The organism is Amycolatopsis sp. NPDC033938, assembly GCF_055575975.1.
The window spans coordinates 304,149-314,511 of record NZ_JBVIRO010000007.1 but is presented as its reverse complement, the minus strand read 5'-3'; the positions used below and the strand labels follow the sequence as shown (position 1 = coordinate 314,511).

At 66.5% G+C, this 10,363-nt stretch carries 12 protein-coding genes; 5 read left to right on the top strand and 7 right to left on the bottom strand.

What is annotated here, in order from left to right; genetic code table 11:
- Nucleotides 1-528: 528 nt before the first annotated feature.
- From ACZ5ZX_RS20905 to ACZ5ZX_RS20885, 5 genes are read right to left on the bottom strand one after another with little or no spacing between them, the layout of a single operon-like run.
- A complete protein-coding gene (locus ACZ5ZX_RS20905; RefSeq protein WP_465503647.1) occupies nt 529-1,860 on the bottom strand; it encodes an NAD(P)/FAD-dependent oxidoreductase in 1,332 nt (443 codons plus the stop codon).
- Nucleotides 1,853-2,089 carry a ferredoxin gene (locus tag ACZ5ZX_RS20900; RefSeq protein ID WP_005164337.1) on the bottom strand — a complete coding sequence of 79 codons (237 nt, stop codon included), beginning with the start codon at nt 2,087-2,089 and terminating at the stop codon, nt 1,853-1,855. The genes ACZ5ZX_RS20905 and ACZ5ZX_RS20900 overlap by 8 nt, the downstream gene beginning before the upstream one ends.
- 31 nt (nt 2,090-2,120) lie before the next feature.
- Complete coding sequence (locus ACZ5ZX_RS20895) at nt 2,121-2,726, bottom strand: ferric reductase-like transmembrane domain-containing protein (protein WP_465503646.1); 606 nt, start codon at nt 2,724-2,726, stop codon at nt 2,121-2,123.
- Nucleotides 2,719-3,513 carry a DUF4142 domain-containing protein gene (locus tag ACZ5ZX_RS20890; protein ID WP_465503645.1) on the bottom strand — a complete coding sequence of 265 codons (795 nt, stop codon included), beginning with the start codon at nt 3,511-3,513 and terminating at the stop codon, nt 2,719-2,721. Before ACZ5ZX_RS20890 ends, ACZ5ZX_RS20895 begins: the two co-directional genes overlap by 8 nt.
- Nucleotides 3,497-4,057, bottom strand: a complete 561-nt coding sequence (locus ACZ5ZX_RS20885) for a hypothetical protein (RefSeq protein WP_465503644.1) — start codon at nt 4,055-4,057, stop codon at nt 3,497-3,499. The genes ACZ5ZX_RS20890 and ACZ5ZX_RS20885 overlap by 17 nt, the downstream gene beginning before the upstream one ends.
- Nucleotides 4,058-4,345: 288 nt before the next feature.
- On the opposite strand from ACZ5ZX_RS20885, the gene ACZ5ZX_RS20880 reads away from it, so the two are divergent.
- The 4 genes from ACZ5ZX_RS20880 (at nt 4,346) to ACZ5ZX_RS20865 (ending at nt 7,992) form a co-directional block, all read left to right on the top strand.
- Complete coding sequence (locus ACZ5ZX_RS20880) at nt 4,346-4,867, top strand: sigma-70 family RNA polymerase sigma factor (protein ID WP_233224236.1); 522 nt, start codon at nt 4,346-4,348, stop codon at nt 4,865-4,867.
- Nucleotides 4,864-5,610, top strand: coding sequence for an anti-sigma factor family protein (locus tag ACZ5ZX_RS20875; RefSeq protein ID WP_465503643.1), 747 nt, complete (start codon nt 4,864-4,866; stop codon nt 5,608-5,610). The genes ACZ5ZX_RS20880 and ACZ5ZX_RS20875 overlap by 4 nt, the downstream gene beginning before the upstream one ends.
- Nucleotides 5,611-5,817: 207 nt before the next feature.
- Nucleotides 5,818-6,978: a DUF1996 domain-containing protein gene (locus ACZ5ZX_RS20870; protein ID WP_465503642.1), complete on the top strand. Its 1,161-nt coding sequence runs from the start codon at nt 5,818-5,820 to the stop codon at nt 6,976-6,978.
- A gap of 456 nt (nt 6,979-7,434) precedes the next feature.
- Nucleotides 7,435-7,992, top strand: coding sequence for a sugar O-acetyltransferase (locus ACZ5ZX_RS20865; RefSeq protein ID WP_465503641.1), 558 nt, complete (start codon nt 7,435-7,437; stop codon nt 7,990-7,992).
- 9 nt (nt 7,993-8,001) lie between these two features.
- On the opposite strand, the gene ACZ5ZX_RS20860 is transcribed toward ACZ5ZX_RS20865, so the two are convergent.
- On the bottom strand, nt 8,002-8,469 hold the full coding sequence (locus ACZ5ZX_RS20860) for an Lrp/AsnC family transcriptional regulator (RefSeq protein ID WP_465503640.1): 468 nt from the start codon (nt 8,467-8,469) through the stop codon (nt 8,002-8,004).
- A gap of 103 nt (nt 8,470-8,572) precedes the next feature.
- Between ACZ5ZX_RS20860 and ACZ5ZX_RS20855 the strand changes: the two genes are divergently transcribed.
- A complete protein-coding gene (locus ACZ5ZX_RS20855; protein WP_465503639.1) occupies nt 8,573-9,049 on the top strand; it encodes a DUF2000 domain-containing protein in 477 nt (158 codons plus the stop codon).
- A gap of 498 nt (nt 9,050-9,547) precedes the next feature.
- On the opposite strand, the gene ACZ5ZX_RS20850 is transcribed toward ACZ5ZX_RS20855, so the two are convergent.
- Nucleotides 9,548-10,339: an alpha/beta fold hydrolase gene (locus ACZ5ZX_RS20850; RefSeq protein WP_465503638.1), complete on the bottom strand. Its 792-nt coding sequence runs from the start codon at nt 10,337-10,339 to the stop codon at nt 9,548-9,550.
- Between the last annotated feature and the right edge of the window lie 24 nt (nt 10,340-10,363).

Sequence of the window (10,363 nt, the reverse complement as noted above, 5' to 3'; positions counted from 1 at the left end):
ACCCGGCCGGCGTGTGATGGCCCCCTTCCCTCGGCTCAGCCGAGGGAAGGGGGCCTTCACGCGCTTCCCCCACGAGCCAGGCCCGCAGGCGGCAACAACCGGACACCCGGTGGGCGGAAAGTGTCCCGTGTGGACATAGCGCACGACTGGACCCGCGCCGCCCAGTCCGGAACCGCACCGCGAAGACCCGGCAGCGTCCAAGACCCCCGGTACCTTTCGGCTCCAGCTCCACGAAGACCGCCCGACCACGCCACCGACCTTAGGTTCCTGGCATTGACCTTGAGGGTAGGTAAGGGGACCTTCACGGCAGCGAGCCGGGGCCCTCCCAGGTGAGTCAAGCCTGGAAGGGCCCCGCCTGCTGCGGAGAGCCGGGAAAGCGAGGTCCGACGGTGCCCGAATCACCATCGGTCCCGGTTTCTCCCGGCGTCCCCAAAGGGGTGGCGGTGGGTGCGGAGGCCCAGCAACCCACCGCCACCTGGTGGGACCGCGGCCGCCGCGCGCGGCCCCGGTCCTCCTCGCGAACCCGGGTCACCCGGCGGGAACGCGAGCCCAGGGCATCTCCTCCTGCGCGGGAACGGCCGCGGTAGGCGTCTCGGACAGGAAGTCCCGCTCGAACGGGGCCAGGATGTCCTCCCCGATGGTCGCCGACGCGGCGAACGACGGTTCCGCGGGAGCGGGCGTGGGGAACACCGGCTCGGGCACCGGCAGCCGCCGGTCGAGTTCGGCGGTCCAGTGGATCATCGCCTTCGGCCGGTCCCAGCCCGCCGCGCCGATGAGCCTGCCGTCGCGGACGAAACCGGTGACCCCATCGGAAAGTTCGATCGTGTCCTTGCCGAGCGACGGCATCCCGACGGTCTGCAGCCGCGCGTCGTACAGCGACGACCAGGCGCGGGGGAGCGGGGTGTACGGCCGCGCGTTGCCCCGGCCCAGCATCAGGCTTTCCGCCGCCGCCCGCCCGGATTCGACGCCGTTCATCCAGTGCTCGACCCGGCGCGGGGTCTCGTCGATCCGCAGGTTCGGCCATTTCGCGATGTCACCGGCGACCACGACGTCTTCCGCCCCGACGGCGAACAACGTGGATTCGCACAGGACACCGTCGTCGATGGTCAGCCCCGAGCCACGCATCCAATCGACGGCGGGCACGCTGCCGATCGACAGCACCACGCAACTGGCGACCAGGAACTGGTTGTTGGTCAGATGCAGCCCGACCGTCTCCTTGGTGCTGATCCAGTTCCGTACCTCGGTGTTCATCGCCAGCTTGGCGCGGTGGTGCTGGTGTTCCTTCGTCAACGCCTCCGCGATCCGCTCCCCGAAGCGGTGCAACGGCGCCTTCGCGTGGCCGATGAGGGTGACGTCGCGGCCCATGTACCGCATCGACGCGGCGAACTCGTTCCCGATCAGGCCACTGCCGATCACCACGACGGATTTGTTGCTGTTCCCCAAGGCCCGCCGGACGGCGAGGGAATCCTCCACGGTGCGCAGGACCCGGACCCGGGGGTCATGGCGCGGCGAGCCGGGGAGATGCCGGGGGTAGACACCGGTCGCGACGATCAGGCCGTCGTACCAAAGGGATTCCCCGCCGGGCAGATGCACCGTGCGTTCCTTGGTGTCGAGCCAGGTCGCGCGGGTGCCGAGTCGCCAGTGGACGTCCAGGTCGAGGTAGGGCTCCAGACCCGCCGCCACCGGTTTCACCCCGCCGGTGATGAGTTCCTTCGACACCATCGGCCGGTGATACGGCTTCCGCGGCTCGTCGCCGACCAGCACGACCTCGCCGTCGAAACCGAGTTCCCGCAGGCGTTCCGCGGAGCGGAAGCCGGCGACGCCCGCTCCGACGATGACGATCCGATCTCCGTCACTCATCGTCGTACGCCCCTTCTCCCTTGACTCTGATGGCTTGTTTGGGGCAGAGCCGGGCGGCGGAAATGGCCTGATCCAGACCATCCCGGTCGACCATCCGGCGGATGCGGAGCTTGCCGTCCGGTCCGATCTTGAACGTGGCGGGCGCTTCCATCTCACAGAAGCCGAAGATCTCGCACCGCTCGTTGTCGACGCTGACGCGAGTACCGCGCCGTACGCTTCCGAAGATCATTTTTTCGTTTCTCCAAGTCTTTTCGCGGTCGCTAGACCAGTTCCTCGACCAGACCCAGTCGTTCGAGGTACCGGGTGGGCGTGAACCGCAGCGCGGTCAGCACTACCGCGGGGACCAGCAGCGTGATCCCGCCGAACCACAGCAGGCCGAGATGTCCGTTGGCGATGGCGCCGAAGAACGCGTGCAGTGCCGTGATCGCGACCGCCGGATAGGCCAGCCGGTGGATCCACAGAAAACGCCGGTAGGAACTGAACCGGCTGATCCCGCCGGTCAGCGCGACGGCGATCATGACCTCGAGGCCGACGACGCCGAGTTCGTGCCGCGCCAGCGTGCCGGGCAGGAGCGGGATGGAGATCTGCGCCAAGGTGAAACCGTCGGGCAGGAACAGGAACGACATCGCGTGCACTACACCGAACGACAGGGCGAGGATGCCGAGCACCATATGCGAGCTGCGCAGGGCCTTCCGGCCGGTCAGCGACTTGATCCAGCCGGTCGCGGTGAACACGCCCCAGCACAGGGTGAGACACATGAAGCCGTACGAGATCCGGGCGGAGGTCTGCGCCATGCCCTTGATGCCGGGGTCGGTGTCCGTTTTCTGGGTCAGGACGATCACCACCTCGGACCACTGGTCAAACATTGATCTCTCCTGGGGCACTGGGAACCAGTTCTGGTTCGGCTGCGACCGCGCGTTTGCGGGTCCGGGTGTTCTTGCTGCGCAGGGACCGGATGGCGAAGAAGAGCCCGCCGCCGAGCGCCACCGCGAGCACCAGGCCGAGGGCGAACTCGCCGAAACCGACGTCCATGGCGGAGTTGGGGTTGTTCGCCTGTGGCACGGGGGCTTCCGGCAGCAGTGACAGGTCGACGCCGCCGGTGCTCTCCAGCAGGGTCATATGCCGCAGCACCGCCTGGTTGGCCGTGGTGGCGTAGTCCCGCATGACGTCGTTGCGGGTACCCGCCCTGACCTGCGCGATGATGGGGAAAAGCACACCGTGCGCGTAGCGGAGCCGGGTGGCGAAGATCCGGTCGAACTCGCTGTCGTCGCGGGCGGCCTTCATCTCGCCGAGCCACGCCGACTGCTGATCCGAAGGCTCGCGCGGCAGGGCGATGCCGAAGCGGTCGGCGATCGCGTGCGTGGCGGTGTCGAGCCTGCCGTGATCGATCATCAAGGTCCGGCCGACCTCACGGGTCCGCTTGCTCTTTCCGCGTTCCTGCGCCCACATCCCGGCCGGCATTTCCCACAGCCCGGCCAGTTTGACGTTCACGATCAGGTTCTTGTCCGAGGCGGTGAGTTCTTGGGCGTGCGCGTCGTCGGCGGGGCCGAGCAGCGTCACCGAGGCGATCGTCAGCAACACCAGCAGCAGGCGGGAAAAACGGGAGAGGACCGGGCCGGGGATTTCCCCGGAGAGGTCAGATGCCGAGGTCATCGGCCTGCCAGGTGTCCGCGGTGAGCAGCACTTTCGTACCGTCCGGTTTGACCGGGAACCACGCGTCGTCGGCGCCCTGCCCGCCGGTGTCGCCGGGCATCGCGTCCTTCGCGTTGCGGTAGAGCGGCCATCCCGCGAGCGTGACCTGCTCGGTGCCGTCGTCCCTGGTCACGGTGCCGACCAGGGCGCGATCGATCCCGGTCACCACGAGATCCCCGCCTGCCTTGGCGGGAATCCAGGTCCGCGCGCAGGTGCCGGTGCAATTCGATTTGGGCGGGTTCACCGTGTCCTTGTCATAGCGGTAAAGCGTGAAGCCATTGGTGTCGGTGACCAACGGTCCGAGGTCGAACAGAATCGCCGCCGTGACACCGGGGGCCGGTTCGGCCGAGGGATCGGGCATTCCCGGGATTTCCGCCGCGCCGGCGGCGGGGGCCGCGCCCGGCGAGCCGTTCGGTCCCGCGGTACCGGTGGTGCAGGCCGCGATCGACGCGATCGCGGCGAAAGTGAGGGTCAGAGGTATGACCGAGCGTGACACGGGGTTCACGGAAATCCTCCTGTCGGGGCCAGAGGAGAAAGCCATCGCCGCGGGGCGATGGAGTGCGGGCGCGTTTAACTCCACTGTGGACAGTGAGGTTCCACGGTGGATTCGGCGGTGCGGGGGACAGCGCCGGGTCGGGGGTCTTCGGTAGGGGATACGGTCACGAGTCGAGAACGGTTCAAAAAACTTTCCCCCGTGCCAGAACCGGGGCTGATCGGTTTTGGTACTGGACTTATCGCCCTCGGGCACACAAAGATGTGCCGCGTGGGACGCCACTCTCGGATACTGCAGCCAATGGTCGATCATGAACCCGCGTCGAACGGGCATGACGACCTCATCAGGGCGTTGTACCAGGAGTTCGGTTCGAGCCTGATGGCGTTCGTGCTGAAGCTGACCGGTCACGATCGTCAGTGGGCCGAGGACGTGGTCCAGGAGACGCTCATCAAGGCGTGGCGCAACGCCGGCAAACTCGACCGGCAGCCGGAAATGCTGCGCGCGTGGCTGTTCACCGTGGCCAGGCGCATCGTCATCGACGGCTGGCGGAGCCGCAGCGCCCGCCCTCAAGAGGTGGAGGAACTGGAGTCGGATTCGATCGGCGTACCGGACGAGTCGGAGAAGACGCTCGCGGCCATGATCGTTTACGAGGCCCTGCGCAATCTTTCCCCGGAACAACGAGAAGCCGTCCAGCAGACCTACCTGCGTGACCGCACCGTGAACGAGGTCGCGGCGACGCTGGGGGTTCCGCCGGGTACGGTGAAATCGCGGATCCACCATGCCGTGCGCGCGTTGCGCAGGGCGCTGCAGGAGCGGGGGTGAGCGAGGTGTCCGGAGCGCCGCATACGGATATCGCCGCCTACGTGCTGGGCGTCCTCGGCGAAGAGGATCACGCCAGGTTCGAGGCGCATCTGCTGGAGTGCCCCGAGTGCCAGGTCGAACTGGTGGAGATGTACCACCTGCCCGACATCCTGGACATGGTGAAGAAGAGCTGGCCGGACCCGCCGGTGAAAGGCCCGGGGCCGCGGGTGCTGCGGATGCTGCTCGCGGACGCCGCCAAGGCGGGCCGCCGTCGCAAGATCATCCGGCTCGCCACGGCCGCGGCCGTCCTCGTGCTGATCGTCGGAGGGCCGCTCACCGTACTTTCGCTCACCGACCGTGAACCGGTCATCACGCAGGCCGCGCCCACCGTCGTCACCGCAGTGTCGCCTTCGCCGCCGCCTCGGGAGACCGGTCCGGACGGTGGCGCCGCCCCCTTCGGCTGGTCCGAGGCTGGCAATGCGGTCGCCGCCGAGGTCACCGTCCAGGAGAAGGAGTGGGGCAGCGCGGTCGAGCTCGAACTGCGCGGCCTCACCGGGCCGATGACGTGCCAGCTTTTCGCCTACTCCCACGGCGGAGAGGCCTACGTCGTCAACAACTGGAGGGTGCCGTCCAAGGGATACGGCGTTCCCGGTTCCCCGGATCCGCTCGTCGTCACCGGTTCGACGGCGTTGCAGAAGGCCGACATCGAACGCTTCGAGGTCCACAAACAGGACGGCACCGTCCTGGCGATCGTGCGCCGGTAGTTTTATAACGGAAAGATAACGGCGGGGTCGCGTTTTGAACCGGCCCCCTTCTGGAACCGTATCTCTCAGTAGCCGGATCTGGACCGGCGGGCGGACAGCAGGTCCGTCGCGAATTCGGCAATCGGCGTATTCGACAAATGCGTGGCTCATGACTGGGTACCGGTGGTTTTTTCGGTGTGCCCGGAAACGAATGAGGTGAGCAAGTCAATGGCACGAAATCAAGGGCGCCATCGTATCGCCCGCAGGACCAAGATCGCGACCGCGTTGCTGGGCCTGTCGATCGCGGTCGGTGGACTGGTGGTGGCCACTACGACCGGCGACTCCGACAGCGCCTCCGCGGACGAGGTGGACAAGTCGCTCTTCGTGGACATCACCAAGGTGCGGCCCAACGTCGACAAGCCGGTGCCGGGGGCGAACGCGTCCACGGGCTCGTTCACCGTCGACTGCGGCAAGAACGAGAACGGGCACTTCAATCCCGACAACTTCATCGCGCAGCCGGGTATCCGCAACGGCGCTCAGCATCTGCACGACTACGTGGGAAACCTTTCCACGAACGCGGATTCGAACAACAACAGCCTGCTGGGCGCCGGCACCACCTGCGAAAACGGTGACGAATCGGCGTACTTCTGGCCGGTGGTGAGGATCGACACCGAAGAGGAGGGTGAAGAGCAGCAGGGCGCCGATCAGAACCGTGACGGTGACCGGAACCGGCAGCGGAACCAGGACAACGAGCGGAACCAGGACAACGACAAGCAGAACAACCAGAACCAGCAGAACGCCGGCCAGAACCAGGCCGAGCTGGAAGAGCCGAACGCGGACAACGAACTCGCCGGCAACGACGGGGAGATCCAGCGTCCCGCGACCGTCGACATCACCTTCAAGGGCAACGCCAAGAAGAAGGTGAAGGAGATGCCGAAGTTCCTCCGGATCCTTTACGGCGACGCGAAAGTCACCGCGAACGGCCCCGCGAACGCGCGGGAGAGCTGGACCTGCACCGGCTTCGAGGACAGGGTCATCAAGCAGTACCCGATCTGCCCCGAGGGCAGTGACGTCAAGCGGGTGCACACCTTCCCGAGCTGTCTCGACGGCAACAGCATCGACAGCGAGAACCACCGGGACCACATCAAGTACCCGAACGAGAACGGCGAATGCGCGAAGGGCCTGACCGCCGTTCCCGAGCTCACCATCTCGCTGACGTACAAGATTCCCCGGGCGATCCAGGTCGCCGGGCAGTACAAAGTGGACTCCTTCCCTGAGGAGGACCACAACCCGTTCTCCGACCACGACGATTTCGCGAACGTGATGTCGAATCAGATCATGGATCGCCTCGTCGATTGCGTCAACGAGGGTCGCAAGTGTCGCGAATGAATCGCTGACCAACCGTCCATAGTGTACCCATTGGTGTGATGAAGTCCTTGCGCGCCAACGTAAACAATAATGCACACACTTGCATAGTGATCGTTGTCACGTGAATTTGTTTCGCTGGAACAGGTGACAATCGGGGCTGATCGAGTTTATTGTTCAATTCAGAACAGCGCACGAAGTTCACAACTTCAGCAGAGATTTCCCGAAGTGATCGGGTCTCAGGCGTCCTCGGCTCACTCCGACAGCCGGGGCGGTTCAACGGAAGCGAGAACCGGCGAACAGGAGGAAAATACTCCGGCCCGGCGGGTCCCCCCTTACACCTCACCCACCCGCCGGGCCGGCCCTACTCGCGAACCGATCGACACAACTGAAGAACGCTCCGCAAGCGTTTACCCGCCCTGGCGGTGGGCTTTTCCTCCGGGAAGCCCACCGCCAGGGTTTTTTCGCTAGGTTGGCGGCATGGGTGAGCAGAAGGACCGCATGCTGCGCGGCGAGTTGTACCGGGACAACGACCCCGAACTGGTCGCGGACCGCAGGCGCGCGCAGGCGCTCGTCGACCGGTTCAACGGCACGGGTGCCGAGGAGACCGGTGAGCGGGACACCATCCTTCGCGAGCTGCTGGGCAAGCTCGGCGAGGGATCCTGGATCATGCCGCGGTTCCAGTGCGACTACGGCTATCTGATCGAGATCGGCGCCAACAGTTTCCTCAACTACGACGCCATCCTGCTCGACTGTGCCCCGATCAAGATCGGCTCCGACTGTTCGATCGGCCCGCGTTGTCAGCTGCTGACCGCGCTGCACCCCATGGAAGACCACGAACTGCGGCGGGCTCGCTGGGAATCGGCCGCCCCGATCACCATCGGGAACAACGTCTGGTTCGGCGGTGGTGTCATCGTGTGCGCCGGGGTCACCATCGGAGACGACACCGTGGTGGGCGCGGGCAGCGTCGTCACGCGGGATCTGCCGTCGAAGGTGTTCGCCGCGGGCAACCCGGCTCGGGTCATCCGCGGACTTTGAGCGGCTCGTTCACCGGATGGCGGGCGTGATACGCGTGCGCCTGATGTGCTCGAACACCATCGACGTGCGCACGTCGGCCACTTCGCCCCGTTCGGTCAGCTTGTCGATGACGAAGGCGTAGAGGCTTTCGTTGTCGGGGACGGCGACGTGCAGGATGAAGTCCTCGGTCCCGGTCGTCACGTAGAGCCCGACGATGTCGGGCAGGGTGTTGACCCAGTTCCGGAAGGCTTCGATGTTCCGCCGTGACGGCGGCCGCACCCGGACGGCGATGAGCGCCTGCACCCCGCGGCCGATCGACGGGAGATCCACGTCCAGCAGGGCGCCGCGGATCACGCCGCGCTCACGCAGGCCGCGCGTCCGGTCCAGTGCGGTGGTCGGCGAGACCCCCACCGCCGCGGCCACTTCGCGATTGGTCTTCCGTGCGTCCGACTGCAATTCCGCCAGGATCGCCTGATCAAGTTCGTCCAACCGTGCCATAGCGGGCCTCCTGCCGTATTAAGTACGAACACGGTGGACTCTAGTCGTATACCCACTTAGCTTGGCCCTGTTCGTCCGTTGATGTGAGCAGGAGATCAGCTGAATGTCCGAGTACGGTACGGCCATCGGGTTCGCTCCCGAGGAGATCGACCCCACCGCGTCCACCCGATCGGCCCGGTTGAAGTGGGTCGTCGTGGTCAACAGCGAGCTGCCGCCGGGGCGTGCGGTGAACGCGGCCGTCTGCACGGCCGTGGCCACCGCGACGACCGTGACGGGGCTGCTGGGAGAGGACGCGTTCGACGCGGACGGCGAGCGTTATTCGGGCCTGCCGTGGACCGGCTGCTCGGTGCTGGCGGCCGACGCCGCGCAACTGCGCGCCATCCGCGCGAAGGCCGCGGCCTCGCCGGGGTGTCACGTCTCCGACATGCCGGGGATCGCGCAGCAGATCCGCGTCTACGCCGATTTCCTCGCGACGATGAAGGAGATCCCGACCGAGGAGATGGACTTCTGCGCGATCGGGATCGTCGGACCGCGGAACCGGGTCGACAAGCTCGTCGGGAAGCTGCCCTTGCTGCCGTGACCAGGTGCCCTGCCTGCGGCTCCACCACTACGGCGAGACAAGGCAAGGGGAGCACGCCCGGCTCTTGACTGTCCACAATGGACGCTCTTCGGGACAACTGTGCCCGGTTTGGGCAAGTTGCGCGATTTCACGAGGGGGTCGTGAGTGTTAATGAGGGTTCTAACCCGAATCGCCACTCACGACCCCGCGACGAAACGTGCAAAGCAACATCAATCGGACACTCAACCCCCCGGTGATGTCCCTGTGGACATCGAGGCCCCGCCGGCGTCCAGAATCAGGCCTGGCCTACCTCGGCTCACCCTTGATCAACGGAGGATCAGGGACGTTGAGCGTCCCCGATCCTCCGTTGATCAAGCCCCATCCACCGGCGCACGCGGCCCCGCGACAGTGCAGGAATAGCCGACTGCCCGGCAAGATCTCGACTTTGCAGGGTCACTGCGCCTAGCGCAAGGAAGGGGTCCTTCATGTACACCCCAGCCGGCTGGGGGCCCAAATCACTCACGACTCGAGCAGGTCGCGCAGCGCTTCGGTGAACTGGGCCGGGTTCCGCTGCGGCGCGAGATGGGCCCCGGGCATCTCGGTGAACGGAAGCCCCAGTTCCAGTGCGAGGATCTTCGCCGGCTGATAGTGGTAGTGCCCTCGGCTGCCGACGCCCGCCACCGGGAAGATCTCGGTCTCGACCCTGCGCAGTGCCCGCAGATCCGGGAGATAGTCGAGGATCTCGGACAGCTCGCGGCCGAACAGCCGCTTCCAGTCCTCCTCGTTCGGCAGCCGGATCGCGCGCAGTTCGGGCAGCGCGGCGCCGGCGATACCGTCGGTGAACCGTTTGAACGCCCCCATCAGGTCGCCGGCCTGCGCGAGCCGGACCTGCGCGTTGGCCTCGTCGAGCCAGCCGAGCGCGTCCGGCAGCAGCTGGACGGCGGGCGGTTCGTGGGCGACCAGCACGCTCACCGCTTCCGGGTGGCGGGCGACGAGGTCGAGGCCGATGAGCGCGCCCGCGCTGGTCCCGAACACCAGCGCGGGCCCGCCGCCGACCTGCTGGAGGACGGCGTACGCGTCGTTGGCCTGCTTCGGGACACTGACCGGCCCGGTGCTGGTGTCGGTGCTGCGGAAGTGACCGCGCCGGTCGTAGGTGACGACCGTGTAGTCCTCGGCGAGCAGCTTCGTCATCGCCCGGAAGGTGTCCGCCGAACCCAGCCCACCGGCGATCAGGAGCAGAAGCGGCCCTTCGCCGGTGCTGCGGACGTACAGCTCACCGTCCTCGACCGGACAACGACTCTCCGAGATCATGGCCGAAGTCAAGCACAGCGCGCT

What these genes read in the sequence shown, in the direction of transcription:
- ACZ5ZX_RS20870 (WP_465503642.1), top strand. Translation starts at nt 5,818, where the DNA reads ATGGCACGAAATCAAGGGCGCCATCGTATCGCCCGCAGGACCAAGATC.
- ACZ5ZX_RS20855 (WP_465503639.1), top strand. Translation starts at nt 8,573, where the DNA reads ATGTCCGAGTACGGTACGGCCATCGGGTTCGCTCCCGAGGAGATCGAC.
- ACZ5ZX_RS20850 (WP_465503638.1), bottom strand. Translation starts at nt 10,339, where the DNA reads ATGATCTCGGAGAGTCGTTGTCCGGTCGAGGACGGTGAGCTGTACGTC.
- ACZ5ZX_RS20890 (WP_465503645.1), bottom strand. Translation starts at nt 3,513, where the DNA reads ATGACCTCGGCATCTGACCTCTCCGGGGAAATCCCCGGCCCGGTCCTC.
- ACZ5ZX_RS20865 (WP_465503641.1), top strand. Translation starts at nt 7,435, where the DNA reads ATGGGTGAGCAGAAGGACCGCATGCTGCGCGGCGAGTTGTACCGGGAC.
- ACZ5ZX_RS20860 (WP_465503640.1), bottom strand. Translation starts at nt 8,469, where the DNA reads ATGGCACGGTTGGACGAACTTGATCAGGCGATCCTGGCGGAATTGCAG.
- ACZ5ZX_RS20895 (WP_465503646.1), bottom strand. Translation starts at nt 2,726, where the DNA reads ATGTTTGACCAGTGGTCCGAGGTGGTGATCGTCCTGACCCAGAAAACG.
- ACZ5ZX_RS20880 (WP_233224236.1), top strand. Translation starts at nt 4,346, where the DNA reads ATGGTCGATCATGAACCCGCGTCGAACGGGCATGACGACCTCATCAGG.
- ACZ5ZX_RS20900 (WP_005164337.1), bottom strand. Translation starts at nt 2,089, where the DNA reads ATGATCTTCGGAAGCGTACGGCGCGGTACTCGCGTCAGCGTCGACAAC.
- ACZ5ZX_RS20905 (WP_465503647.1), bottom strand. Translation starts at nt 1,860, where the DNA reads ATGAGTGACGGAGATCGGATCGTCATCGTCGGAGCGGGCGTCGCCGGC.